The organism is Paraburkholderia podalyriae, assembly GCF_014397785.1.
Classification (GTDB): Bacteria; Pseudomonadota; Gammaproteobacteria; order Burkholderiales; family Burkholderiaceae; genus Paraburkholderia; species Paraburkholderia podalyriae.
Genome location: NZ_VZQQ01000011.1, coordinates 122,541 through 146,797, shown reverse-complemented (window position 1 = coordinate 146,797; position 24,257 = coordinate 122,541). Strand labels below are relative to the sequence as shown.

Sequence of the window (24,257 nt, the reverse complement as noted above, 5' to 3'; positions counted from 1 at the left end):
CGAATGAGCGAGCGGCAGCGAATGCTATGCTCTCGGTCGACCGAAAATATTGCGCTCGTGGCGCGACATCCACACATGACAAAACTGATCAAGCGCGCTTCGGCCGAGGCGCGCGCTTTCCGTAACCGGGACGCCGAAATCATCGGCGGCAAGCAGAAATTGGCGCACAAACAAGGGCCGAAAGCCGCGCGCAACGCGAACCGCGCCGTCGATCACGACATCCACGACGCGCCGCAAATCGACACGCCGCGCAAGCCGCGTTTTGCGCCGGTGACATTCTCCGAAGAGGGCGGCGTGCGCTACCTGCATTTCGGCACGGAATGGGTGCAAGGCGCGATGCGTCTGCGCAAGCCCGATCACATCGAACTCGAATACGCGCAGCAGATGATGGCCTGGCTGCTGTTTCTCGAAACGCCGAAGCGCATCGTGCAGCTCGGGCTCGGCGCAGCGTCGCTGACCAGGTTCGCGCACCGCTTTCTGAAGAGCGCGAAGGTCGAGGCGGTCGAACTGAATCCCGCAGTCGTCGTGGCCGCGCGCACGATGTTCGAGCTGCCGCCCGACGACGCGCGTCTCACCGTGCATGAAACCGATGCGTGGGACTTCGTCAACGACAGCGCGAACCACGGCACCATCGGCGTGCTTCAGATCGACGTGTACGACGCGACCGCGCGCGGCCCGGTGCTCGACAGCGTCGGCTTCTACCGCGCGGCGCGCGCATGTCTGACCGAGGCGGGCATCGTCACGGTGAATCTGTTCGGCGATCATCCTAGCTTCGTGCGCAACATGAAGCGTCTGAACGAAGCCTTCGACGGCCGCGTCGTCGCGCTGCCCGAAGTGCACGATGGCAACCGCATCGCGATCGCGTTTTCGGGCCCCGCGCTCGACGTGCCGTTCGCCGCGCTCGAGGGGCGCGCGAAGCTGATCGAAGCCGAGCTCGGCTTGCCGGCGCGCAAGTGGATCAAGGGTCTGCGCGAATCGACGGGGCAGACGGGCGCATCGTTTGCGATCTGAGCGACGCGATCCAGAGTGCATCGTCGGTCCGGCCGACGCCTTGTCCCACGCCAGTGCGCCTCGGGTCGTCCCTGCTTGACCGGGCGTTCGCCGCTCCTATACTCTTTCGAAGCTTTCGGGGCGCCCGTGGCCAACCGCGGGACGACCACCCGCTGAGTTCCACCTGCCATCGACCACGGGCAGATAAATTCTAAATAGGAAACAGGAGACGTCATGGCTCACGACGCCGACGTGAAGAAGGCCAGCAAGCACTGGCTCTGGCTATTGCTGCTACCCTGGATCGCGATGGTCTGGGTCCCGTCGTACAACCGGATCGAGCCGCAACTGTTCGATTTCCCGTTCTTCTACTGGTATCAGCTGCTGTGGGTGCTGATCAGCGCGGTCATCACCGCGTTCGTCTACCTGAAGACCAGGTCCCGCTACACGGGTCGCACGAACGGGGGCGCGCAATAATGAACCCCATCGCAACTTTCGTCTTCGTTCTGTTTTTCATCGGCGTCACGGTTCTCGGCTTCGTCGCGGCCCACTGGCGGCGCGGCGATCTCGCGCATCTCGAAGAGTGGGGCCTCGGCGGCCGGCGCTTCGGCACGATCGTCACGTGGTTCCTGCTGGGCGGCGACCTGTACACCGCCTACACCTTCATCGCGGTGCCGGCGCTCGTGTTCGGCGCGGGTGCAACGGGCTTCTTCGCGCTGCCGTACACGATCCTGATCTATCCGTTCGCGTTCGTCGTGTTCCCGAAGCTGTGGAGCGTCGCGAAGCGGCACGGCTACGTGACGTCGGCGGACTTCGTGTCGGCCCGCTACGGCAGCCGCATGCTCGCGCTGGCGATCGCCGTGACCGGCATCGTTGCGACGATGCCGTACATCGCGCTGCAGCTGGTCGGTATCGAAGTGGTGATCGGCGCGCTCGGTTTCGACACGACCGGCTTCGTCGGCGATCTGCCGCTGATCATCGCGTTCGCGATTCTCGCGGCCTATACGTACACGTCGGGCCTGCGCGCGCCGGCCATGATCGCGGTTGTCAAGGACATCCTGATCTACGTGACCATCTTCGCCGCGATCATCGTGATTCCGCCGCAGCTGGGCGGCTTCGGCCATATCTTCGGCGCGGTGCCGCCGGCCAAGCTGCTGCTGAAGTCGCCGGACGTGTCGAGCCTGAACGGCTATAGCGCGTACGCGACGCTCGCGGTGGGTTCGGCGCTCGCGCTGTTCCTGTATCCGCACTCGATCACCGCGGTGCTGTCGTCGAAATCGGGCAACACGATCCGCCGCAACATGGCGCTGCTGCCGGCGTATTCGCTGGTGCTCGGCCTGCTCGCGCTGCTCGGCTTCATGGCGCTCGCGGCCGGCGTGAAGGACATGCCGGAGTTCGCGCCGTACTTCAAGGCCTTCGGCCCGAACTTCGCGGTGCCTGCGCTGTTCCTGCACTTCTTCCCGTCGTGGTTCGTCGGTGTCGCATTCGCGGCGATCGGTATCGGCGCGCTGGTGCCGGCGGCGATCATGTCGATCGCGGCGGCGAACCTGTACACGCGTAACGTGCACAAGGAGTTCGTCAACCGCAACATGACGCACGAGCAGGAGACCAACGTCGCGAAGCTGGTGTCGCTGATCGTCAAGGTCGGCGCGGTCGCGTTCATTCTCGGTCTGCCGCTCACGTACGCGATCCAGCTGCAGCTGCTCGGCGGTATCTGGATCATCCAGACGCTGCCGGCCATCGTGCTCGGTCTGTACACGCGCGTGCTCGACTATCGGGGTCTATTGATCGGCTGGGCGGCCGGTATCGCGACCGGCACGTGGATGGCGCTTTCGCTGAAGCTCGCGAGCTCGATCTTCACGATCCACCTGTTCGGCATGGCGATTCCGGGCTATGCGGCCATGTGGTCGCTGATCGTGAACCTCGTGGTGGCGGTGGTCGTGAGCCTGATCGTGCGCGCGGTGGGCATGCAGCGTGCCGAGGACCGCACGCGTCCGGAAGACTACCTGGACGTCGTCGAAGGCTGATCGGGCTGAAATTCACGCTTTGAACAACGCGACGCCCGCCAACGAAAGTTGGCGGGCGTTTGTGTTGGCGGGCCACTTCAGGGCAGGATAGCGGAACCGTCCTTTCACGCGCTCGCCGCGCGCCGCCATGGCTGCTGCCGATTCTCCCAAACTTATTCCCCGCCGCGCGGCGCTCAGCCGGATGGTGCGCGCGGTCACGTCGCCGTATTACCGCTACCGGCACGCGAAGGTGCTGCATAGCCTGCGCGTCGGGCTCGCGATGCTGGTGTCGATTCTCGCGACGACCGGCATCGATATTCCGCACGGCATCTGGTCGTCGGTGACGCTGCTGGTCGTGATCGGCGGCTTGCAGCATCACGGCAATATCCGCAAGAAAGCGGCGGAACGCGCGGCTGGCACGCTGCTCGGCGCGTCGATCGGGCTGCTGCTGATCGTGCAGCAGAACTTTATCGGTTCGCTGCCGCTCACCTATGTGCTGGAGGCGATCATCGCATCGATCTGCGCGTGGTTCGCGATCGGCTCGTCCGGCTATGTCGGGCTCTTGACCGCGATCACGATGTGCATCGTCGCGGGCCACGGCGACAACCTGATCGCCGTCGGCCTGTGGCGCACGCTGAACGTGCTGATCGGCATCGTGATCGCGCTGGCGTTTTCGTTTGCCTTTCCGCTGCACGCGACGTATTCGTGGCGCTACGGGCTCGCCGCCAATCTGCGCGAATGCGCGGGTATCTACGCGCGGCTGCTCGACGGCGAGACGATTACCGAGGAGGAGCAGGTCAAGCGCTTCCTGCAGATCAACAAGCGGCTCGTGCAACTGCGCTCGCTGATGCCGTCGGTCGCGAAGGAAATCGACGTGCCGCAGACGAAGCTCGAGGAAATCCAGCGGCTGCATCGCTCAGTGCTCAGCTCGCTCGAACTGCTCGCGACGGGCCCGCTGATGAGCGCGGACGCCGCCGCGCGCACCGCCTACGCGGCGCAGTGCGGCGCGGAGGTGCGCGCCGTGCGCGCGATCCTGCTGTCCACCGCGCGCGGGCTGCGCTTTGGCCGCCCGGCGCGCTTCGGCATTCCGGCGGCAGCCCCGCTCGCGAACGGGCATGGCCACGCGGCCACCGCGCTGCCGCCCGACTGGCAAGGACCGTACTGGCTCGGCCAGCGGCTCGCGGAGCAGGTGGACCGATTGCGCGCGCTGCTACTGGAGACGGAGCCGAACTGGAATATCGAGCGTCATGCGCGGGCGGCGCGGATCGCTTAGGCGGCGCTGATCCTCAAACCTGGGCCGGCAAGGTGACCATCCACATCATGCCGAAGCGGTCCATCACCATTCCGAAGCCCTTGCTCCAGAACGTTTGCTGGAACGGCATCACGACCTGGCCGCCGTCGGCGAGCGCGTTGAAGCATTGTTCCGCCGACGCGCCGTCTTCGACGGTCAACGACAGGCTGAAGCCGTTGAACGGGCCGGCCGCCGGATCGCAGTTGCCGTCGGAAGCCATCCACGTGCTCGAGCCCAGCTGCACGTTGGCGTGCATGATCTTGTCGGCGAGCTCGGGGCGCGGCGGGTTGTGCGCGTCCGGTGGCGCTTCCTTGTACAGCATCTTGAAGGTCACCTGGGCGCCGAGCTTGTCGGTGTAGTAGTCGAGCGCTTCCTGACAACGGCCGTTGAAAAACACATAAGGCTGAACGTACATGATCGTCTCCATGGTCAGGCGTTGGGGTGGCGCCGTCGTTGCAAACGAGGAGCGGCGCTGAACCGTGAGGTTCAGCGCCGCCTGTGATGGATGATGGCTTCGCGTGGATCAGCGCAGCGTTTCGATCAGCTTTTCCAGCTTCACCGCGTCCGCGGCGAACGTGCGGATGCCTTCGGAGAGCTTCTCGGTCGCCATCGCTTCGTCGTTGAGGAGGAAGCGGAACGACTTCTCGTCGACCGGCACGCGCTCGATATCCGCGTCGTGCGATGCCTCCGGCGACAGCTTGCGCTCGATCTTGTCGGTGCTCTCATGCAGCTTCTGCAGCAGGTCGGGGCTGATCGTCAGTAGATCGCAGCCGGCGAGTTCCAGAATTTGCGAGGTCGTGCGAAAGCTCGCGCCCATCACCTCGGTCTTGTAGCCGAACTTCTTGTAGTACGCGTAGATGCGACGCACCGACTTGACGCCCGGATCGTTGGCGCCGCCGTCTTTCGCTTCGTCCCATTCGCTGCCGGCGTTCTTCTTGTACCAGTCGTAGATGCGGCCGACGAACGGCGAGACCAGCTGCGCGCCAGCTTCCGCAGAGGCGACCGCCTGCACGAGCGAGAACAGCAGCGTCATGTTGCAGTGGATGCCTTCCTTCTGTAGCACCTCGGCCGCGCGCACGCCTTCCCACGTCGACGCGAGCTTGATCAGCACGCGGTCGCGCTCGACGCCGTGCTCCTTGTACAGCGCGATCAGCTCGCGGCCTTTCGCGATCGAGCCTTCGACGTCGAACGACAGGCGCGCGTCGACTTCGGTCGACACCCGCCCCGGGATGATCTTCAGGATTTCGGTGCCGAAGGCGATCAGCAACTCGTCGATGATCGCACCGGCCGGCTTCGACGCGTGCGCCTTCACGGTCTTTTCGAGCAGCGGCCGGTAGTCGTCTTTCTGCACGGCCTTCAGAATCAGCGACGGATTGGTGGTCGCATCCCGCGGCTTGTACTGCGCGAGCTGCTGGAAGTCGCCGGTGTCGGCCACCACTGTGGTGTACTGCTTGAGTTGGTCGAGTGCGGTTGTCATGTTCGGGCCTTCAGGGCGCATACGCGCCGTGGTTCAGGAGAAGTGAGGACGCCGCCGCGCCGGCTGGACAGAGCAGAGAAACCAGCCGGCGCCGGCGGCCGCGGATCAAGCCGCAGCGCGTCCCACGATGGCGCCGGGAAACGCTGCCGGATACTTCTATTCTATGGCGGATCGCCGAGGACGGTATGAACACCGGGTAGGGACAGCCGGGCATGGCGATCCGTTTACACGCGCCGCGCGTTCAGCACGGCTTGCGTCACCACGCCGGCGACGAGCCCCCAGAACGCCGAGCCGATCGACAGCAGCGTGAGCCCCGAGGCAGTCACCATGAAGGTGACGAGCGCCGCCTCGCGCTGCCTCGTATCCTGCATTGCATTGGCGAGCCCGCTCATGATCGAGCCGAACAGCGCGAGCGCCGCGACGGAGACGACCAGTTCCTTCGGGAACGCCGCGAACAGCGCGGCGATCGTCGCGCCGAACACCCCCGCGAGCAGATAGAAAATGCCGCCCCACACGGCTGCCGTGTACCGCCTGACGGGGTTTTCATGCGCTTCGGGGCCAGTGCAGATCGCCGCCGTGATCGCGGCAAGATTGATGCCGTGGGAGCCGAACGGCGCGAGCAGCAGCGATGCGACGCCGGTCGTCGCGATCAGCGGCGCGGACGGTGTCGCGTAGCCGTCCGCGCGCAGCACCGCGATGCCCGGCACGTTTTGCGAAGCCATCGCGACCACGAACAGCGGAATGCCGATGCTCACGCACGCCGCCACCGAAAACGACGGCATCGTCAGCACCGGATGCGCGAGCGCGACGTGAAAGTGGCTGAAATCGAGCAGTCCGAGGCCGCCGGCGGCGGCCGTGCCGGCCACGAGCGTCGTCGGAATCGCGTAACGCGGCACGAACCGTTTGACGATCAGGTAAGTGAAGAACATCGTCAGCACGAGCGCGGTCTGGAACTGCGCCGCGCGGAAAATCTCGATGCCGATCTCGAACAGGATGCCCGCGAGCAGCGCCGACGCGAGGCCGGACGGAATCCGCTTCATCAGCGAGTCGAACCAGCCGGTGACGCCGACCAGCGTCAGCAGCGCCGCGCAGAAGATGAACGCGCCGATCGCCTGCGCATACTCGACATGCGGCAGCGACGACACCAGCAGCGCGGCGCCCGGCGTCGACCACGCTATCACGATCGGCGCGCGAAAGCGCAGCGACAGGCCGATCGTGCAAAGGCCCATGCCGATCGACAGCGCCCAGATCCACGACGAAATCTGCGCATCGCTCAGATGCGCGGCCTGGCCCGCCTGGAACATCAGCACGAGCGAGCTCGTGTAGCCGGTCATCGCCGCGACGAAGCCCGCGACGATCGTCGACAGCGACGTATCGCCGAGCGGATTGAAGCGCCTCGGTGGCGTGGCGGCGGGGGACAGCTGGGGCGTCGGGGACGAACTCATGCGAAGGCTTTGTTGTTGTGGAAGCTAAAGCGTCAGGGCGCGGCGGGTTGAACGGCGGGCGTTACTTGCTCAACACCCGCATGGCCGTCTCCAGGCCCGCGAGCGTCAGCGGATACATGCGGTGGCCCAGCACTTCGCGGATCGCGCTGACCGACTGCCGGTACGGCCACAGTGCTTCCGGTTCCGGGTTCAGCCACGCGAAGTGCGGGAAATGATCGGCGAGCCGGCGCAACCACACCGCACCGGCCTCGGCATTGTTGTACTCGACCGAGCCGCCCGGCTGCAACACTTCGTATGGGCTCATCGTCGCGTCGCCGACGAAGATCAGCTTGTAGTCGGGCGTGAACTTGTGCAGCACGTCCCACGTCGGCGTGCGCTCGGCGTGGCGGCGGCGGTTGTGCTTCCACAGGAAGTCGTATACGCAGTTGTGGAAATAATAGAACTCGAGGTGCTTGAACTCGGCCTTCGCGGCGGAGAACAGCTCTTCGGTGCGCTTCACGTGATCGTCCATCGAGCCGCCGACGTCGAGCAGCATCAGTACCTTCACGTTGTTGTGCCGCTCGGGCACCATCTTCAGATCGAGCCAGCCGGCGTTGGCGGCGGTGCTGCGGATCGTATCGGGCAAATCGAGCTCTTCCGCGGCGCCTTCGCGGGCGAAACGGCGCAACCGCCGCAGCGCCACCTTGATGTTGCGCGTGCCGATTTCGATCTGGTCGTCGTAATCGCGATACGCGCGCGCTTCCCAGACCTTGACGGCGGTGCGATTGCCGGCCGCGTCGCCGCCGATGCGCACGCCCTCGGGGTTATAGCCGCCATTGCCGAACGGCGACGTGCCGCCCGTGCCGATCCATTTGTTGCCGCCCTCGTGACGCTCCTTCTGTTCGTCGAACAATTCCTTGAGCCGCTCCATCAGCTTGTCGAGGCCGCCCATCGCTTCGATCTGCGCCTTTTCCTCGGGCGACAGATCGCGTTGCAGCTTCTTCTTCAGCCAGTCGAGCGGAATCTCGAACGCGAGTTCCGACGTCGCCGCGACACCGTTGAAAAACGCGCCGAACGCCTGGTCGAACTTGTCGAAATACTGCTCGTCCTTCACGAGCGTGATGCGCGCGAGGTAGTAGAACTCGTCGAGCGACGGCGCGATCACGTTGGCCTTCAGCGCTTCGAGCAGCGTCAGGTATTCCTTCACCGAGACCGGCAGTCGGGCGGCGCGCAGCGAGTAGAAAAAGTCGATCAGCATGCTGGATGTCCTGCGGCGCGGCGCCCGCTCAACGGTTGTTGCGGTTCATGAACAGCAGCCGCTCGAACAGGCTCACGTCCTGTTCGTTTTTCAGCAGCGCGCCGTGCAGCGGCGGCACGATCTGCTTCTGATCGGCCGAGCGCAGTGCTTCGGGCGGGATGTCTTCGGCGAGCAGCAGCTTGAGCCAGTCGAGCAGTTCGGACGTGGACGGCTTCTTCTTCAGTCCCGCGACGTTGCGCAGCTCGAAGAAGCTCTGCAGCGCCGCCGCGAGCAGATCCTTCTTGATGCCGGGGTAATGCACGTCGACGATCTGCTGCATCGTCGACGCATCCGGAAACCTGATGTAGTGGAAGAAGCAGCGGCGCAGGAACGCGTCGGGCAATTCCTTCTCGTTGTTCGACGTGATGATCACGAGCGGGCGATGCTTCGCGCGCACCAGCTCGCGCGTCTCGTACACGTAGAACTCCATGCGGTCGAGTTCGCGCAGCAGGTCGTTCGGGAATTCGATGTCGGCCTTGTCGACCTCGTCGATCAGCAGCACGCTCTGTTCGTCCGATTCGAACGCCTGCCACAGCACGCCCTTGACGATGTAGTTGCGGATGTCCTTCACACGCTCGTCGCCGAGCTGCGAATCCCGCAGACGCGATACCGCGTCGTATTCGTAGAGCCCCTGCTGCGCCTTGGTGGTCGATTTGATGTGCCATTGCAGCAGCGGCATGCCGAGCGCCGCGGCGACTTCCTCGGCAAGCATGGTCTTGCCGGTGCCGGGTTCGCCCTTGATCAGCAGCGGACGCTTGAGCGTCATCGCGGCGTTGACCGCGAGCTTGAGGTCGTCGGTGGCGACGTACTGCGATGAGCCTTCGAAACGCATGGCGAGATGCTCTTGTGCAGGAAAAAACCCAGTATAAGTCAGAAGGCCTGTTGGCCTGAAACCGGCTCACGTAGGGTGTCAGCCGCGCAGTGATGCCGCTGCGGTGCCGCTGTGATACCGCCTCAGTGCCGTTGCGATGCCGCCGCGGGCACGGCGCGGGGCCAGTCCCGGCGGGGGTTGCGCGGTGCCCGTGTCTGGTGGACGTTCGGCGCGGCGTCGCGGTACAATGGGCCCGATTTTTTTGGCCTGCGTGGCTACCCTACAAGAAGAACGGCGCGGACCGCTGCCTTTGTGGGCACCCGTTTCCCCTCAAGCCAGGTTACATCTATGAATAAATTCGTCGGCAAACACGTCGTGATCGCAGCGCTGTCGGTGCTCGCGGGGTATGCGGCCAGTGCGCACGCAGCGGATGTCGTAGGCAACGCCAAGGCGGGCCAGGACAAGGTCGCGATGTGTATCGGCTGCCACGGCATCCCTGAGTACCGCACGGCTTATCCAGAGGTTTTCCGCGTGCCGAAGCTCGGCGGACAAAATCAGGCGTACCTCGACAACGCGCTGCACGCCTACAAGAAAGGCGACCGCCATTTCGCCACCATGCACGCGATCGCGACGTCGCTGTCGGACCAGGACATCGCCGACATCGCCGCGTACTACGCAGCGCAAACTGCCGCTTCGAAAAACAATCCCGACAAGTGATCGGCGTCGGTCACCAGCACATCCAATTCGCGGGATAGGAGATTTCATGATCAAGCCCCAACAGGCACTCCACACGGTATTCAAGGCGGTCGGCGCGGCGGCGGTAATCGGTCTGGCCGCGGCGAACGCCGCGCACGCGGCGGACGCCGGCAACGGCAAGGTGCTTTCCGACAGCCACAACTGCGCGGCCTGCCACGGTGTCAACCTGAACAAGCCGGTGAGCCCGGAGTATCCGAAGCTGGCCGGTCAGCACTCCGACTATGTGTTCTGGGCACTGCGTCAATACCAGATGGGTACCGGCAATCCGCACCTCGGCCGCAACAACGCGATCATGCAGGCACAGGTGCAGAGCCTGTCGCTAAGCGACATGAAAGACATCGCCGCTTACGTCGAATCGCTGGAAGGCGACCTCGTGCAGAAGAAGTAAGCGTCGCGCGTGGGTTTCGCGCCGAAGCTTCAAAAGCAGAACACCCCGCTTCGGCGGGGTGTTTTGCTTTGGGGGTGACGCGGCGCTGGGAGTTTCAGTCGCTTCAGTGGCTCCTGTGGGCTTCAGTCGCGAGTCGCGCGCCGTTCGATGCGCTGAAGATACGCGTCGGTGTCCGGCGGTGTGCCGGTGCGCTGCGCTTCCCAGATAGTTTCGCCGAGGCAGTCCATGATCGCGTGCTGCGCCTCGTGCGTCGAGCCGAGGCGCGCGGCGAGCCGCTCGTGCGCGGCGCGAATGCCGGGCGGCTGGTCGATCGACAACTGCTCGGAGATCGCCAGATGCATCGACAGGTGCAGGAAAGGATTGGTCTGTCCGCGCTCCGGCGAATAGTCCTGCGCCTGGGCGGCGGGGCCGTCTCCGAGGTCGGCGTGGTATTCCGGATGCTCGACGATCCAGTCGGCGGCGATCGCCTCGAGCGGCGTCAGAATCTCGCCTTGGCGCTGTTTGCGCCAGGTGTCGGTGAAAAAGAGGCGAACTTCGTCGCGGCTGGGATTGAACATCGTGGAACCGGTGCGTGGGAGTGGGGCGTGTGCGAGGCGCGATGATGCGCGATGGTGCGCGACGGTGCGTATAAGCACTGCGCACTTCGGGTAAAACACTATTTTACGCGGCGGCCACGCGGGCTGCAGGCGCGGTGCACGGCCTCGGGTTTCGAGCTGGTCCGCGCCTAGAGATCGGGTGGCGGGGTCTTCGGCCGGAACTCGCACAGCGGCTCAATCACGCAATGCCAGCATTCGGGGCGGCGCGCCTTGCACACGTAGCGTCCATGCAGAATCAGCCAGTGGTGCGCATCGTGCCTGAATTCGGCGGGCGTGAATTTTTCGAGTGCCGCTTCGACCGCGCGCACGTCCTTGCCGGGCGCGAGGCCGGTGCGGTTGGCGACGCGGAAAATGTGCGTGTCGACCGCGATGGTCGGATGGCCGAACGCCGTGTTCAGGATCACGTTGGCCGTTTTGCGGCCGACGCCGGGCAGCCCTTCGAGCGCCTCGCGATTCTCGGGCACCTCGCCGCCGTACTGGTCGAGCAGGATGCGGCAGGTCGCGATCACGTTCTTCGCCTTCGTGCGATACAGACCGATCGTCTTGATATAGCTCGCGACACCTTCCTCGCCGAGGTCGAACACCTTCTGCGGCGTGTTCGCGACCGGGAACATCCTGCGCATCGCCTTGTTAACGGATACGTCGGTCGCCTGCGCCGACAGCAGCACCGCGATCAGCAGTTCGAACGGCGTCGTGTACTCGAGCTCGGTGGTCGGATGCGGATTCAGGCTCTGAAGCGTTTCGTAGATCGCGCGGCGTTTGTTCGCGTTCATGCGGAGCGGGTCCGTGTGGATGGGGCAGGCTGCGCCAGCATGGTCAGCGCGCGGTCGGTGGCGAGTTGGACGGCGGGTTCGGCTCGTCGGATGGCTGCTCCGAGCCGCCCGTGTCGTCGCCGCCAGCGAGGCCGAGACGGCGGCGGCGCGCTTCAGCGGCGTCGATCTGGGCCTGCACGTCGGCGCTGACGTTCTCGGTATTCAGCGGTCCCTCGCCCTTCGCGACCATGTCTTCTTTCTTCTTGCGCGCGCGTTCGAGCGCGGCCTGGATGATCGCGCGTTTCTTCGCTTCTGCGTCGTCCGCAAGCGGTGAAGCGGAAGTGTCGGACGGCGCTGTCGCGGCGGGGGCCTGCACCGCGGCCGGCGCAGTCGCCGGCGCGCTCGCGCTCGCCGCTCGCCGCGCCGCCGCACGCGCTTCGGCGGCATCGCGCTCGCGCGCGATACGCGTCTCGTGGCGGTCATGACGCGCTCGCGCCGCGTCGGCCTGGCTCTGGCTCCAGGCGTTCCAACCGGAGGCCTCGCCAGTCACGGGCAGCATCGCGATGCAGTCGACCGGGCAGGGCGGCACGCACAGGTCACAGCCGGTACATAGCTCGGCGATCACGGTGTGCATCTGTTTCGGTGCGCCAACTATCGCGTCGACGGGACACGCCTGCATGCACAGCGTGCAGCCGATGCACACCTGTTCGTCGATAACCGCCAGGGGACGCGGACGTTCGACGCCATTGGCGGAATTCAGCGGAATCACCGGTTTGCCGAGCAGCGCGGCGAGGCGCGCGATGCCCTCGGCACCGCCGGGCGGGCACTGGTTATAGTTCGCCTTGCCGCTAGCGACGGCTTCGGCATACGGACGGCATGCGGGATAACCGCACTTCGTGCATTGCGTTTGGGGCAGCAGATCTTCGATGCGATCCGCGAGTGTTTTGACGTCTGTCACGGTTACGACGCGGGGACTTGCCGTGCGATCGCACAGCCTGAAATAAATAACCCATTATCGCCGATTTCCCGGATTGCCATTCGCAATCCATGTGCCATAATCGAAGCGCTTCATTCGAAAGACCGCAGAAAGGGTGTGTTTCCCAACCACGACGCGCCCGCTAAACGCCGCCACTGCAAGGCTCGAGGAGAGGCCGGCGGCGCGATCCGGACAACGCGGCTCACGAAGACGATGCCACCATGAATCAGCCGAAAATCAAAAGAGATCCTGAAGGCACGAGGCGCCGCATTTTGCTTGCGGCTGCCGAAGAGTTTGCAAGTGGAGGACTGTTCGGCGCGCGAGTCGATCAGATCGCCCGCCGCGCGGAAACCAATGAACGTATGCTCTATTACTACTTCGGTAGCAAGGAGCAGCTATTCACCGCGGTACTCGAGCACGCGTTCAGCGCGCTCAACGAAGCGGAGCGCACGCTCGAACTCGGTGGAGTCGCGCCCGTCGAGGCCGTTACGCGTCTCGCGCATTTCGTGTGGGACTACTACCGCGATCATCCCGAGTTGCTGCGACTCATCAACAACGAGAATCTGCACGAAGCACGCTATATGCAGAAGTCGACGCGCATACGCGAAATGATTTCGCCGATCGTCGCCACGCTCGGCGGCATTCTCGAACGCGGGCAACGCGCGGGGCTGTTTCGCACGAACATCGACCCGCTGCGCTTTTACGTCACGCTGTCGGGCATGGGCTACTACATCGTGTCGAACCGTTTCACGCTCGAGGCGACGCTCGGCCGCGATTTCAGCAGCGCCGCCGAACGCGGCGAGGTGATTCAGATGAATACCGAACTGCTGCTCGCGTATCTGTTGAGAAAGTAACGGGTGTTGCCGCGGGGACCATTGCTGCGGTAAAAAATCAGTATCACGAACAAAGCGAGATAAAAAAGCCAACGGCCTCGAACGAGACCGTTGGCTTTTTCAATGCTATTGCAGGTTTAGTGCTCAGGCTTCGACTTTCTCTTTCGTCGTTCTTGCCGCCTTGTTGTGCTCGAGAATGAAGTCGCGCAATTGCGGGTAAATGATCGTGCGCCAGCGGCGGCCCGAGAAAATGCCGTAGTGGCCGCATTTCTCCGCAGTGAAGTGACGCTTGTTCTTCGCCGGAATGCCGCTGCACAAGTCGTGCGCCGCGTAAGTCTGGCCGTCTCCGGAAATGTCGTCGAGTTCACCTTCGATCGTAAACAGCGCGGTCGTCGTGATGTCCTGCGGCCGCACTGGTTCGCCGTTGACGACCCACGTGCCATCGGCAAGACGGAATTCCTGGAACACGACGCGGATCGTGTCGAGGTAATAGTCGGCATCCATGTCGAGCACCGCGTTGTACTCGTCGTAGAAGCGGCGGTGCGCTTCGGCGTCGTCCTCGTCGCCGCGCAGCAGGCTCTGGTAGAAATCCCAGTGCGACGCCGCGTGACGCTCCGGATTCATCGCGACGAAACCGGTGTGCTGCAGGAAGCCGGGATAGACCTTGCGGCCCGCGCCCGGATAGTTCGGTGGCACCGTGAAGATCACGTTGTTCTCGAACCACTCGTACGAGTGCTGCGTGGCCAGCGAATTGACCGAGGTCGGGCTCTTTCGTGCGTCGATCGGGCCGCCCATCATCGTCATCGTGCGCGGCGTGTCCTCGCCGCGGCTCGCCATCAGCGAAATGGCGGCGAGCACCGGCACCGTCGGCTGGCACACCGAGATCACGTGCAGATTCTTCGCGCCGATATGGCGAATGAATTCCTGGATATACGCGATGTAGTCGTTCAGACCGAACTCGCCGGCTTCGAACGGCACCATGCGCGCGTCGATCCAGTCGGTGATGTAGACCTTGTGGTCTTGCAGCAACGTGGTGACGGTGTCGCGCAGCAGCGTGGCGTGGTGTCCCGACAACGGTGCGCAGACGAGCACGACCGGCTCGTCTTTCAATTGGTTGACAGCTTCGCTGTCGTCCGCGAAACGCTTGAAGCGCATCAGACGGCAGAACGGCTTTTCGATGAACGTCTGCTCGACGATCGGAATGTTATGACCGTCCTTGACAATCTGGTGAATATTGAATTCAGGCTTCTCGTAGTCCTTGCCGAGCCGGTACAGCAGTTCGTAGCCGGCGGAAAGGCGCGTGGCGCCCGGCACATAGGCTAGCGGACTGGCCGGATTCGCAAATGATTTCGATGCGGCCTGAGCCCAGGCAGTGAGGGGGCTCAGGATCGCCCGCTGGAATTCGTGAAATTGATAGAGCATGTTTGCTCCGTATTAAGCGGTTCGCATGGGGCTTCGCAAACACGCGTGAGGCGTTGCGGCGGGCCATTGTAGTTGTAGGCACATTATTGTCGGCCGACAGTCATCGATGATATCGAACAAGGCAAATTTGTGCAAAGCAACAATATTCGCATTCAGTGTACGCGAATTGTCACGGCGTCATGCTAATGGCGATGCTGCTCCGCCGCTATCAGGGCTTGCCTGAACCTCAAGCTCCATCGCGCGGATGCCGTTATGCGGCGGATGGCCGGTCGCCTGCGCCATTTCCTGCTCGTGCTTCATCAGGTTCAATCCGGTGTGTACCAGCGCCACGTGCGAAAACGCCTGAGGAAAATTGCCCACCAGACGTTTTTCGACCGGGTCGTACTCCTCGGACAGCAGGCCGACGTCGTTGCATAGCGCGAGCAGCCGCTCATACATCTCGATCGCCTCCTGCACGCGCCCCTGCAGCGCGAGGTTGTCCACCATCCAGAACGAACATGCAAGAAAGGTGCCCTCCCCGGGCGGCAGGCCGTCGTCGTATTCGGTGGTGCGGTAGCGCCGCACGAAGCCGCCGTGCATCAGGTCCCGCTCGATCGCCTCGACCGTGCCCTTGATACGCGGATCGTGCGGTGGCAGGAAGGCGACCAGCGGCATCAGCAGCACGCTCGCGTCGAGCTGGTCGCTGCCATAGTACTGTGAAAACGCATTGAGCTCCGGATTCCACGCCTTCTCGCAGACCTCGGCGTGGATCGTGTCGCGCGTCGCGCGCCATTCGTCGAGGGGGCCGTCGAGCTTGAACATTTCGGCCGAGCGGATCGCGCGGTCGAACGCGACCCACGCCATCACCTTCGAGAACGTGAAATGCTCGGGGCCGCCGCGCGTCTCCCAGATGCCTTCGTCGGGTTCGCGCCAGATCGTGCTCAGGTGCTCGAGCATCGCGCGCTGCACGCTCCACGCGGTGACGTCGGCCTGCAGTCCGCCGACGCGCGCGAGATGCAGCGCGTTCATCACCTCGCCGTAGACGTCGAGCTGACGCTGCCCGACCGCGTTGTTGCCGATGCGCACCGGTTTCGCGCCCTCGTAGCCGGGCAGCCAGTCGATTTCGGATTCGGGCAGGCGCCGCTCGCCGCCGATGCCGTACATGATCTGCAACTGGTTCGGCGCGCCCGCCATCACGCGGCCGAGCCAGCTGCGCCAGGCGCGCGCTTCGTCGTAGTAGCCGCCGCGCATCATCGCGAGAAGCGTGATGGTCGCGTCGCGCAACCAGCAGTAGCGGTAGTCCCAGTTGCGCTCGCCGCCGAGCTGCTCCGGCAGCGACGTGGTGGGCGCCGCGACGATGCCGCCGGTCGGCTCGTAGGCGAGCGCGCGCAGGGTGATGAGCGAGCGGCGGATCGGTCCGGCCCAGCGCCCCTCGACGGTGCCGCGGGCCGCCCATTCGAGCCAGTGGTTCTCGGTGCGCGCGAGCGACGTGTGCGGATCGTGCGCGGGCGGAATGCGCAGGTGCGACGGCGCGTAGGCGAGCGAGAACGGCACCCGCTCGCCTTCGGTCACGGTGAATTCGGCGACCGTCTTCATGTCTTCGCCGTGTAGTTCGACCGGCGTGCGCAGCACCGCGTTGTCCGGGCCGACGATCGCCTTGATGCCGCTGTCGTGCTTGAGCTTGTCGACCCACGGAATCGAGAAGCCGTAGTCGAAGCGCAGCACGAGTTCCATCTTCATCCGCACGGTGCCGCGCTTGCCGACGACGATACGGATCAACTCCGACCAGCCGTTGCCAGGCGGCATGAAGTCGATCAGCGTGACGGCGCCGTCGGGCGTTTCGAAGTCGGTTTCGAGAATCAGCGTTTCGCCGCGATAGCGCCGCGTGATGGTCGGCGCGCCGTGCTCGCCCCCGGTGGCGGGGGCGAGCAGCCAGCGGCCGTTGTCGGGCGTGCCGAGCAGCGCGGCGAAGCATGCGCCCGAGTCGAAGCGCGGCCAGCAGAGCCAGTCGATGGAACCCTCGCGGGAGACGAGCGCGGCGGTATGGCCGTCGCCGATCAGTGCATAGTCTTCGATGTGTGCAGGCATGGACAACGTGTCGGAAAAACGAGTCGTTATTACGGACGGCGACAACAGCCGCGCTTCGAGGGAGTGTTATTACCGGACTACGATCAGCATTGTTTGGTTCACCACATAGTGCGGCAAAACGTGGATTGGTAAATTGTCAAATCCATGCCTACAATCGGATTTCATGCCGATGTCCGGCGATATGCCGGACTGCGAATCGGCCTTGCTCATGGCGCATGCAGACGCCGTTTCCGAGGACGAAAGCCATGCTGAACCCTTCGAAATCCGATTGCATCACGATTCTCTCCGCCGCCAGTCAGCTTGCCGGCGATTCCATGCTGCCGCTCGATCATGACCGGCTCGGCCTGAGCCGCAACGGCATGCTGGCTGCCGCGTCCTTCCTGGTCGAGCGGGCCTGCTTCCGGCGCTATCAGCAGGACGCCGGTCATTATGCGGTCGGCGCGCTGTCGTTGCAGGGACGCCTGCGGCTCGATCAACTGGCGAACGGTTGAGCGGTAGCGCCGCGGGTTCGTCGCGCAGATCCTGGCGTATCCGCGCCGCGCTTTCGCCGCATTCTTTCGTACTGCGCCTTCGCGTGGCGTAGGCGGATGTTCGCGTGGCGCGTTGAAGTCGCGCGCGTGCATTTCGCACAATGCCCGCATCTCGCGTATGTCACGGCGTGACATTTGCCGCGCTCTGACTCGTGCGAAAGGCGTTGGCACCGCCCGAACGTTCCCTTCAGGCCAAAACGCCTCGACACCGGACGCAAATCTCGCGCCCGGTGTTGCCGCATGTCGCTCACAGATGCGACGAGCCCACGCCGAAGATCCCGATGATGCCGATGATAATCAGATAAAGCGCGACGATGTAGTTCAACAGGCGCGGCATGATCAGGATCAGGATGCCGGCGATCAGCGAAACGAGCGGACCCAGGCTGAGAGTGACGTTCATGAAGACTCCGTAGTTGAGACGCGTGACGCGCGATTGAGAAAACGATTGAAGAACGCCCCGCCGCGCGGGACCAGAGCCGCTGGCGCAGACCGCGCGGCAGCGGCGGATTCACTGCATGATCCGACCTAACGCTCTTATACTGACTGCGACAACAACAACGCGGAACGACACTCGATTCGCGGCGCGGCAGACCAGACACCGTAACACCCGCTTGTACACCGGCTCATTCGCGAGCCCGTACCGGACAACCGATGTCCAGGAGGCCCCATGCTTCGCAGTCGCCGTGCCGTCTGGCGTGTTGCCGTGCGCCCAGTCCCGACTTCCGCTTTTACTTCTGTTCTTGCCCGTGTTTGTCTTTCGGGTTCCCGTCCGCATCGCGCGGACCGCGCCGCGCGTCGCGCGAGGCGGCCAGCGCACTTGCGGGCCGCCCGTTCGATGATAAAAGGTTTCGCGCTGATGGTTTCGATTGTTGCTTCGCACGCGTATGCGCAAGATTCCGGCCCGGTCCCCGCGGACGGCGTCTATACGATGCTGGTCGGTACTTACACCAGCGGCAAGAGCGAGGGCATCTACGTCTTCCGCTTCGATACGAAGACCGGCGCGGCGACCCAGGTGTCGGTCGCGCAGACGGTCAATCCGTCGTTTCTGGTCGTGAGCCGCGACCGCCGCTTCGTCTATTCGGTCAACGAACTGCCCGGCGACAACGGCCCGGCCACCCAGCGTGGCGGCATCAGCGCGTTCGGCTTCGATGCCGCGCGCGGGCAGCTGACGTTTCTGAACAAGGTGTCGTCGGATGGCAATGATCCTTGCTATCTGAGCATCGCGCCGGACGGCAAGTATCTGCTGAGCGCAAACTATTCGGTCGCGCCCGATCCGGGCGGCAGCTTCGCGGTGTTTCCGCTGCAGGCGAACGGCCAGCTCGGCACCTCGGTGCAGACCGTGCATCACGAGGGCGGCGGTCCGGTGAAAGGGCGGCAGGACAACTCACACGTGCATTCGACCGTGTTCTCGCCGGACGGCCATTATCTGTTCGCGCAAGACCTCGGCGCCGACAAGCTGTACTCGTACCGCTACGCGCCGCAGAGCAGCGCCGGCGCGGGCCCATTCGTGGCGACCGACTGGGGCTACACGCAGCAGAAGGCCGGCACCGGTCCCCGCCATCTGATCTTTGGCACTGACGGCAAGCACGCGTATCTGACGAGCGAACTGGCGGCCACCGTCAGCACGTTCGACTACCACGACGGCAAGCTCGAGCTCGTACAGACGCTGTCTCTCACCGAGCCTGGCTTCAAGGGGCAGGTGGGCGCGGCGGCGATCCACATGTCGCCGGACGGTCGCTTCGTGTATGCGTCCAATCGCGGCGACGCAAACGAGATCGTGATCTTCTCGGTCGATCCCGCCAATGGGCATTTGAAGCAGATCGGCCGGCAGTCGACCCTCGGCAAGTCACCGCGCGAGTTCACCATCGATCCGACCGGCAACTGGCTGATCGTCGGCAATCAGTTGAGCGACACGGTCTATGTGTTCAAGCGCGATCCGCAGACGGGGCTGCTCGATCCGAATCCGAAGCAGCATTTCGAACTCGGCTCGCCGGTCGATTTCAAGCTGGTGTCGCCGTCGTGACGCACACCGCCTCGCCAATTCACCGCGCGCTCATTCCGCCGGCCCCGGCGCGAGCACTTCGCGGCTGCCGTTGATACTCATCGCCGACACGAGTCCGGCCGTCTCCATCTGCTCGACGAGCCGCGCCGCGCGGTTGTAGCCGATGCGCAATTGCCGCTGCACCGACGAGATCGACGCGCGCCGCGTGCGCACGACGAAGGCGACCGCTTCGTCGTACAGCGGATCGGCTTCCGCATCCGGCGCCTCGCCGAACAGGTCCTGGGCCGCGCCGCCATCGGTGGCTGGGCCGTCGAGGATACCTTCCTCGTATTGCGGCTCGCCGAACTGCTTCAGATACTCGACGATCGCATGCACTTCCTCGTCGGCGACGAACGCGCCATGCACGCGCTGCGGGTAGCCGGTGCCCGGCGGCAGGAACAGCATGTCGCCCTGGCCGAGTAGCGACTCGGCGCCCATCTGGTCGAGAATCGTGCGCGAGTCGATCTTCGACGACACCTGGAACGCGACGCGCGTCGGAATGTTCGCCTTGATGAGGCCGGTGATCACGTCGACGGACGGCCGCTGCGTCGCGAGGATCAGGTGGATGCCGGCCGCGCGCGCCTTCTGCGCAAGCCGCGCGATCAGCTCTTCGATCTTCTTGCCGGCGACCATCATCAGATCGGCGAGCTCGTCGATCACGACGACGATCAGCGGTAGCGGCGCGAGCGGCTCGGGTGCGTCGGGCGTCAGCGAGAACGGGTTGCCGAGCTTCTTGCCCTTCGCCTCGGTGTCGCGGATCTTCTGGTTAAAGCCCGCGAGGTTGCGCACGCCGACCGCCGACATCAGCCGGTAGCGCTTTTCCATTTCACCGACGCACCAGTTCAGCGCGTTGGCCGCGAGCTTCATGTCGGTGACGACGGGCGCGAGCAGATGCGGAATCCCTTCATAGACCGACAGTTCGAGCATCTTCGGGTCGATCATGATCAGGCGCACTTCCTCGGGCGTCGCCTTGAACAGCAGCGAGCAGATCATCGCGTTGATCGCGACCGACTTGCCCGAACCGGTCGTGCCGGCCACCAGCATGTGCGGCGCCTTCGCGAGATCGGCAACGACCGGATGACCGGTGATGTCCTTGCCCATCGCGAGCGTCAGTTGCGAGTGCGAGTTCTGGTAGACGTTCGCTTCGAGAATTTCCGATAGCCGGATCGTTTGGCGCTTCGCGTTCGGCAGTTCGAGGCCCATGCAGGTTTTGCCCGGAATCGTTTCGACCACGCGAATCGACGTGAGACCGAGCCCGCGCGACAGGTCCTTCATCAGACCGACGATCTGGCTGCCGCGCACGCCGAGCGCCGGCTCGACTTCGAAGCGCGTGATGACCGGCCCCGCCGATGCGCCGACCACCGTCACCGGCACCTTGAATTCCTGCAGGCGCTGCTCGATCAGCTGGCCGGTTTCGCGGAGCTTTTCGTCCGGGATCGATTCGATGTCGGTGTCCGCAGGGGCGAGCAGATCGAGCGTCGGCAGTTCGACCATCGATGCGGCCGGCGCATGGAACTCGAAGCCGTTGACTGGCACGTGGCCGCGCAGCGGCGGGCGGGCGGCGGGCTCGGTGGCGGCTTGGTCGGCGGGTTGGTTGATGGGTTGGTCCTGCGGTTGCGGTGTCGGCGTCGAAGTTGATGACGGCGAGGCGTTCGCGGGCTCGATCGCGGGCTCGGTCCGAGCGGGCAGGGAAGCGGGGCCGAGCTTGCTCTCCCACGGCACCAGCGTTTTGTCGTTGACGATTTCGGCGACAGGCGCGAGCGCTTGGTGCGGCGTCGCGTCGACGGCGGGGGCCGATTCGACGGTTCGCGCGGATTCTTCCCTCTGCGATGCCGGGATGCTGGTGTTTGTCTGTATGGCTGTAGTCGCTTGCGCAGCGGTGACGCCGATCTGCGCGGGGCTGTCGATCACGGGCGCCGACTGCGTCGGATCGTTGTCGACCGGCGGTACGTCTTCTGGCGAAGCGTCGTCGTGCAGGCTGGCTGCGAAGCGCTGGAATGGAGTGGCCATCGGTGCCTCGCCCGGCGTCTCATGTTGCGGCGCGCTTGCAGCGGATATCGACCGCTCGACCGCCGCAACGGGCTCTACCCCCGCGGCTTCGACAGCCGCAGCCGCCACGTCGGCCACCGACTCCATCGCAGCCGTAAGCGGCGCATGAATGACCGGCGGTTCGGTCGGCCATTGCGCAACCGCTTCGTTGCCGCCCTCGACCGGCGTATCAGACTCAGCCGCCGTATGCTCAGCCGTCAACTCGACCGGTGCGGCTTGTTGCTGCGACTGCGCCGGCAGCACGCTCTGCGCCGCTCTCTGCACGTTCTGCGCATGCGAGGCCGCAATCGTCTCGCCGTTTTCGACAGGTAGCGCGTCCTGCTGCGCCGGCGGCAGATCGAACGCCGTCGACGCATGCTCCGCATCGCCGATCTTCGCGCTATCGGCGCCACGGCTGCGCGCGAGACTCACGCCGGCCATATCGGTCCAGCGCGCGGCGTTTTCCGCGATGCTGCGCAGCGTTTCCTCGACGCTCGCGGGCGGCGCGACTGTCGATGCGTTCGCCATCGTCCGCGTGAAGTTCGGTACGGGCCGGCCCACGGTCGACGGCAATGTCACGCCATTGGCGCGCGTAGCGGCCGGGAACGGTTGACGCGCGGTCGCACCGCGATTGACCGCCGCGCTGCCATCGGCCGGACGTGGCAGCGACGACGGACGGCTTGCGCGGCCCGCAGCATTCATCGATCCCGCTGTCACGCCGATACCGGCGCCCGACGCGGCGGCGCGACCCGCCATTGCCTGTGCCGCTCGCGCCGATACGCCGGACGCGGCCGCGGCCGTCGCCGCCAACGCGGCACTGGAGCCGAACGGCGCGGCCGAGCGCTGTTCGCCGACGGAGCGCCGACCGACCTGCGCCGCGCCGTCACGAGCCGACGTGCCCGATGCAGACGATGCACCCGCGGCACCCAGCGATCCCGCCAACGTCGCCGCACGCGGCTGCGTCGGGCGCAGCCAGCCGGCCGGCGCGACCGGCTCGGTCGGCACGAACGATGCGGCGGGCCTGTGCGCCGCTCGATCGACATGCGGCGCCTGGGTCGCCATCGATGCGGCTGGACGCGGCGACGCAATCGACCCCGGGCGCAACTCCGGCTCGTTCTGCCTGGCCGGCCCGCGCGCGGGGCCAGCGGCCACATCGGCGCGCCGGCCCGCGCCGGCGCTACGGGCGGAAGCGTCCTTGCTACCCGCAATGCCGGCCGCTGCAGCGGCGGCGCTTGCGCCGCGCCCGCTCGCGGGCGGACGCCACACCGTCGGCCGCGCGTAGCGACCCTTGCTGTTGCGCGGTGCCATCGTGTTGGTAGCAGGCGAAACATGCGATGGCGCGCCGTCGTCGACGCTGCGGTGGCGGCGCGCATCCTCGTCGCGCTTCGCGAGTCCGCGCGACAGACCGAGGCCGAACGCGCCGTCGGCCCAGGCGGCGACGTCGCTCCAGCGGAAGTCGATCAGCCAGGGCAGGCTGATCACGAGCAGCGCGAGCGCCGCGAGCGGCGTGCCGATACGGCCGAGCAGATGACCCAGCCCCGCGGCGAGCGCATGACCGAAACCATTGACGCCGACGCTGCCGATCAGCGAGCCCTCGAGCGTGCAACTCGCGACCAGCACGCAGACGAAGCCGAGCCACAGCCGGATCGTGCCGGGGCCGCGCAGACCCGCGCCGCCCGGCAGCACCGATTTCACGAGGCGCCACAAAAGTGGAATGAACCAGACGGCCGACCCGCCGAACCAGCCGAAAACTACCGTGTGCATACCAGACATCTACGAATGACGGAGCGCGCGCGAGAAGCGCAATCCGTCGAGTTTAAACGGCGCAGCGCGCGGCTTCGAAGGCCGGCGTGAGTCCCGAACGCAGCGCAAACTCGCATCACTTGTCGCTACGATCGAACGTAAGTGTGTCGCCGTTATCGAGGATCAGCTGCATCTGCTGCGGCGCTCGCATCTGCACGCCGGTGCGATCGATGCGCTCGAGCGCATCGAGGAACGGCTTTTCGATGTCGCCGCGCGGCGAGACGCACGCCATGCGCGTGCCGGCGAGGGTGCCAAAGCTCAGCTTGCCGTCCTTCAGCATGTATGAACCCATGAAGCGGTTGCAGCCGGAAAAGCCACTCGCGTGACGCTGACCGCCTTCGGTCGATAACGTCAGCGTGAGCGGCCCCTGATCCTTCGGCGGCGCCGCGCGCGCCGTGCCATCGGCGTTCTTCCACGCGCTCAGCACCCAGCTCGTGTCGTCGAGAAGTTGCGCGGCGGCGGGATTGAACGGATCGGGCGGCGGCGCCGACGTGTCCGGATGTTTCGGAATCGCGCAGGCACCGAGCAGCGCGGCGATGCTCAACGCGGCGACGGCCGTGCGCAGGCACGGAGTGATGCGCGCAAGACGTCGCGGGCGGGAGCGGATGAGCATGGCGTCGTTCCTGTTCAAACTGGCGAAGGCGTAAGGGTAACGTACTAAGCTTGCCGTGCGCGAGCGATGCTCGCGGCGACGTGATCGCGGGTACCAACGTCGCAGCGGCAGCGCGGTTCCGACCGACCGCGATGGCCTCGCGAGCGCGCCCACGGCCGC

The 24,257-nt window shown here is 65.0% G+C and carries 22 protein-coding genes; 9 read left to right on the top strand and 13 right to left on the bottom strand.

Annotated elements, in window-relative coordinates; all coding sequences use genetic code 11:
• The first annotated feature begins 75 nt into the window (after positions 1-75).
• The 4 genes from F6X42_RS15645 to F6X42_RS15630 all read left to right on the top strand — a co-directional run bounded on the left by F6X42_RS15645 (position 76) and on the right by F6X42_RS15630 (position 4,266).
• Positions 76-1,011 (top strand): class I SAM-dependent methyltransferase, encoded by a 936-nt coding sequence (locus F6X42_RS15645; RefSeq protein ID WP_187635084.1) that lies wholly within the window; start codon positions 76-78, stop codon positions 1,009-1,011.
• Between the two features lie 213 nt (positions 1,012-1,224).
• On the top strand, positions 1,225-1,464 hold the full coding sequence (locus F6X42_RS15640) for a DUF3311 domain-containing protein (protein WP_187635083.1): 240 nt from the start codon (positions 1,225-1,227) through the stop codon (positions 1,462-1,464).
• Positions 1,464-3,014, top strand: coding sequence for a monocarboxylate uptake permease MctP (gene mctP / locus F6X42_RS15635; RefSeq protein ID WP_187635082.1), 1,551 nt, complete (start codon positions 1,464-1,466; stop codon positions 3,012-3,014). The genes F6X42_RS15640 and mctP overlap by 1 nt, the downstream gene beginning before the upstream one ends.
• Before the next feature lie 127 nt (positions 3,015-3,141).
• Positions 3,142-4,266 carry an FUSC family protein gene (locus F6X42_RS15630; protein ID WP_187635081.1) on the top strand — a complete coding sequence of 375 codons (1,125 nt, stop codon included), beginning with the start codon at positions 3,142-3,144 and terminating at the stop codon, positions 4,264-4,266.
• A 13-nt stretch (positions 4,267-4,279) separates the two neighbouring features.
• On the opposite strand, the gene F6X42_RS15625 is transcribed toward F6X42_RS15630, so the two are convergent.
• The 5 genes from F6X42_RS15625 to F6X42_RS15605 all read right to left on the bottom strand — a co-directional run bounded on the left by F6X42_RS15625 (position 4,280) and on the right by F6X42_RS15605 (position 9,314).
• The gene (locus F6X42_RS15625) at positions 4,280-4,699 is read right to left on the bottom strand and encodes a VOC family protein (RefSeq protein ID WP_187635080.1); all 420 of its coding nucleotides are present in this window, start codon (positions 4,697-4,699) and stop codon (positions 4,280-4,282) included.
• Positions 4,700-4,807: 108 nt separating this feature from the next.
• Complete coding sequence (gene tal / locus F6X42_RS15620) at positions 4,808-5,761, bottom strand: transaldolase (protein WP_187635079.1); 954 nt, start codon at positions 5,759-5,761, stop codon at positions 4,808-4,810.
• Positions 5,762-5,985: 224 nt separating this feature from the next.
• Entirely contained in the window at positions 5,986-7,206 is a 1,221-nt protein-coding gene (locus tag F6X42_RS15615) for a benzoate/H(+) symporter BenE family transporter (RefSeq protein WP_187635078.1), read from the bottom strand.
• A 61-nt stretch (positions 7,207-7,267) separates the two neighbouring features.
• Positions 7,268-8,443: a vWA domain-containing protein gene (locus tag F6X42_RS15610; protein WP_187635077.1), complete on the bottom strand. Its 1,176-nt coding sequence runs from the start codon at positions 8,441-8,443 to the stop codon at positions 7,268-7,270.
• Positions 8,444-8,471: 28 nt separating this feature from the next.
• On the bottom strand, positions 8,472-9,314 hold the full coding sequence (locus F6X42_RS15605) for an AAA family ATPase (RefSeq protein ID WP_187635076.1): 843 nt from the start codon (positions 9,312-9,314) through the stop codon (positions 8,472-8,474).
• Positions 9,315-9,641: 327 nt separating this feature from the next.
• Here F6X42_RS15605 and F6X42_RS15600 point away from each other — a divergent pair, with 327 nt between their 5' ends.
• Positions 9,642-10,010 carry a c-type cytochrome gene (locus tag F6X42_RS15600; protein ID WP_187635075.1) on the top strand — a complete coding sequence of 123 codons (369 nt, stop codon included), beginning with the start codon at positions 9,642-9,644 and terminating at the stop codon, positions 10,008-10,010.
• Between the two features lie 46 nt (positions 10,011-10,056).
• A complete protein-coding gene (locus F6X42_RS15595) occupies positions 10,057-10,437 on the top strand; it encodes a c-type cytochrome (RefSeq protein WP_187635074.1) in 381 nt (126 codons plus the stop codon).
• 122 nt (positions 10,438-10,559) lie between these two features.
• On the opposite strand, the gene F6X42_RS15590 is transcribed toward F6X42_RS15595, so the two are convergent.
• The 3 genes from F6X42_RS15590 to rsxB all read right to left on the bottom strand — a co-directional run bounded on the left by F6X42_RS15590 (position 10,560) and on the right by rsxB (position 12,743).
• Positions 10,560-10,994: a DUF1841 family protein gene (locus F6X42_RS15590; RefSeq protein WP_187635073.1), complete on the bottom strand. Its 435-nt coding sequence runs from the start codon at positions 10,992-10,994 to the stop codon at positions 10,560-10,562.
• A gap of 167 nt (positions 10,995-11,161) precedes the next feature.
• Complete coding sequence (nth, locus tag F6X42_RS15585; protein ID WP_187635072.1) at positions 11,162-11,806, bottom strand: endonuclease III; 645 nt, start codon at positions 11,804-11,806, stop codon at positions 11,162-11,164.
• 43 nt (positions 11,807-11,849) lie between these two features.
• Positions 11,850-12,743, bottom strand: coding sequence for an electron transport complex subunit RsxB (gene rsxB, locus F6X42_RS15580; protein ID WP_187635071.1), 894 nt, complete (start codon positions 12,741-12,743; stop codon positions 11,850-11,852).
• Positions 12,744-12,982: 239 nt separating this feature from the next.
• Between rsxB and F6X42_RS15575 the strand changes: the two genes are divergently transcribed.
• Complete coding sequence (locus F6X42_RS15575; protein WP_187635070.1) at positions 12,983-13,615, top strand: TetR/AcrR family transcriptional regulator; 633 nt, start codon at positions 12,983-12,985, stop codon at positions 13,613-13,615.
• A 123-nt stretch (positions 13,616-13,738) separates the two neighbouring features.
• Here F6X42_RS15575 and F6X42_RS15570 read toward each other — a convergent pair whose 3' ends face one another.
• Both F6X42_RS15570 and F6X42_RS15565 read right to left on the bottom strand, forming a co-directional pair.
• Entirely contained in the window at positions 13,739-15,016 is a 1,278-nt protein-coding gene (locus tag F6X42_RS15570) for a polyhydroxyalkanoate depolymerase (RefSeq protein ID WP_187635069.1), read from the bottom strand.
• A 177-nt stretch (positions 15,017-15,193) separates the two neighbouring features.
• On the bottom strand, positions 15,194-17,083 hold the full coding sequence (locus F6X42_RS15565) for a glycoside hydrolase family 15 protein (RefSeq protein WP_187635068.1): 1,890 nt from the start codon (positions 17,081-17,083) through the stop codon (positions 15,194-15,196).
• Between the two features lie 245 nt (positions 17,084-17,328).
• On the opposite strand from F6X42_RS15565, the gene F6X42_RS15560 reads away from it, so the two are divergent.
• On the top strand, positions 17,329-17,574 hold the full coding sequence (locus F6X42_RS15560; RefSeq protein ID WP_187635153.1) for a hypothetical protein: 246 nt from the start codon (positions 17,329-17,331) through the stop codon (positions 17,572-17,574).
• A gap of 286 nt (positions 17,575-17,860) precedes the next feature.
• Here F6X42_RS15560 and F6X42_RS15555 read toward each other — a convergent pair whose 3' ends face one another.
• Complete coding sequence (locus F6X42_RS15555; RefSeq protein WP_013088853.1) at positions 17,861-18,013, bottom strand: DUF3096 domain-containing protein; 153 nt, start codon at positions 18,011-18,013, stop codon at positions 17,861-17,863.
• Between the two features lie 267 nt (positions 18,014-18,280).
• On the opposite strand from F6X42_RS15555, the gene F6X42_RS15550 reads away from it, so the two are divergent.
• Positions 18,281-19,636 carry a lactonase family protein gene (locus F6X42_RS15550; protein ID WP_376776371.1) on the top strand — a complete coding sequence of 452 codons (1,356 nt, stop codon included), beginning with the start codon at positions 18,281-18,283 and terminating at the stop codon, positions 19,634-19,636.
• A 30-nt stretch (positions 19,637-19,666) separates the two neighbouring features.
• Here the strand turns inward: F6X42_RS15550 and F6X42_RS46590 are convergent, their stop codons facing one another.
• The gene (locus tag F6X42_RS46590) at positions 19,667-23,446 is read right to left on the bottom strand and encodes a DNA translocase FtsK (protein ID WP_187635066.1); all 3,780 of its coding nucleotides are present in this window, start codon (positions 23,444-23,446) and stop codon (positions 19,667-19,669) included.
• Positions 23,447-23,561: 115 nt separating this feature from the next.
• Positions 23,562-24,098, bottom strand: a complete 537-nt coding sequence (locus tag F6X42_RS15540) for an META domain-containing protein (RefSeq protein ID WP_187635065.1) — start codon at positions 24,096-24,098, stop codon at positions 23,562-23,564.
• Positions 24,099-24,257 lie beyond the last annotated feature (159 nt).

Excerpts from the sequence above, each read along its gene's own strand:
- F6X42_RS15645 (WP_187635084.1), top strand. The coding sequence starts at position 76 with ATGACAAAACTGATCAAGCGCGCTTCGGCCGAGGCGCGCGCTTTCCGT.
- F6X42_RS15640 (WP_187635083.1), top strand. The coding sequence starts at position 1,225 with ATGGCTCACGACGCCGACGTGAAGAAGGCCAGCAAGCACTGGCTCTGG.
- mctP (WP_187635082.1), top strand. The coding sequence starts at position 1,464 with ATGAACCCCATCGCAACTTTCGTCTTCGTTCTGTTTTTCATCGGCGTC.
- F6X42_RS15630 (WP_187635081.1), top strand. The coding sequence starts at position 3,142 with ATGGCTGCTGCCGATTCTCCCAAACTTATTCCCCGCCGCGCGGCGCTC.
- F6X42_RS15625 (WP_187635080.1), bottom strand. The coding sequence starts at position 4,699 with ATGTACGTTCAGCCTTATGTGTTTTTCAACGGCCGTTGTCAGGAAGCG.
- tal (WP_187635079.1), bottom strand. The coding sequence starts at position 5,761 with ATGACAACCGCACTCGACCAACTCAAGCAGTACACCACAGTGGTGGCC.
- F6X42_RS15615 (WP_187635078.1), bottom strand. The coding sequence starts at position 7,206 with ATGAGTTCGTCCCCGACGCCCCAGCTGTCCCCCGCCGCCACGCCACCG.
- F6X42_RS15610 (WP_187635077.1), bottom strand. The coding sequence starts at position 8,443 with ATGCTGATCGACTTTTTCTACTCGCTGCGCGCCGCCCGACTGCCGGTC.
- F6X42_RS15605 (WP_187635076.1), bottom strand. The coding sequence starts at position 9,314 with ATGCGTTTCGAAGGCTCATCGCAGTACGTCGCCACCGACGACCTCAAG.
- F6X42_RS15600 (WP_187635075.1), top strand. The coding sequence starts at position 9,642 with ATGAATAAATTCGTCGGCAAACACGTCGTGATCGCAGCGCTGTCGGTG.
- F6X42_RS15595 (WP_187635074.1), top strand. The coding sequence starts at position 10,057 with ATGATCAAGCCCCAACAGGCACTCCACACGGTATTCAAGGCGGTCGGC.
- F6X42_RS15590 (WP_187635073.1), bottom strand. The coding sequence starts at position 10,994 with ATGTTCAATCCCAGCCGCGACGAAGTTCGCCTCTTTTTCACCGACACC.
- nth (WP_187635072.1), bottom strand. The coding sequence starts at position 11,806 with ATGAACGCGAACAAACGCCGCGCGATCTACGAAACGCTTCAGAGCCTG.
- F6X42_RS15575 (WP_187635070.1), top strand. The coding sequence starts at position 12,983 with ATGAATCAGCCGAAAATCAAAAGAGATCCTGAAGGCACGAGGCGCCGC.
- F6X42_RS15570 (WP_187635069.1), bottom strand. The coding sequence starts at position 15,016 with ATGCTCTATCAATTTCACGAATTCCAGCGGGCGATCCTGAGCCCCCTC.
- F6X42_RS15565 (WP_187635068.1), bottom strand. The coding sequence starts at position 17,083 with ATGCCTGCACACATCGAAGACTATGCACTGATCGGCGACGGCCATACC.
- F6X42_RS15560 (WP_187635153.1), top strand. The coding sequence starts at position 17,329 with ATGCTGAACCCTTCGAAATCCGATTGCATCACGATTCTCTCCGCCGCC.
- F6X42_RS15555 (WP_013088853.1), bottom strand. The coding sequence starts at position 18,013 with ATGAACGTCACTCTCAGCCTGGGTCCGCTCGTTTCGCTGATCGCCGGC.
- F6X42_RS15550 (WP_376776371.1), top strand. The coding sequence starts at position 18,281 with ATGCTTCGCAGTCGCCGTGCCGTCTGGCGTGTTGCCGTGCGCCCAGTC.
- F6X42_RS46590 (WP_187635066.1), bottom strand. The coding sequence starts at position 23,446 with ATGCACACGGTAGTTTTCGGCTGGTTCGGCGGGTCGGCCGTCTGGTTC.
- F6X42_RS15540 (WP_187635065.1), bottom strand. The coding sequence starts at position 24,098 with ATGCTCATCCGCTCCCGCCCGCGACGTCTTGCGCGCATCACTCCGTGC.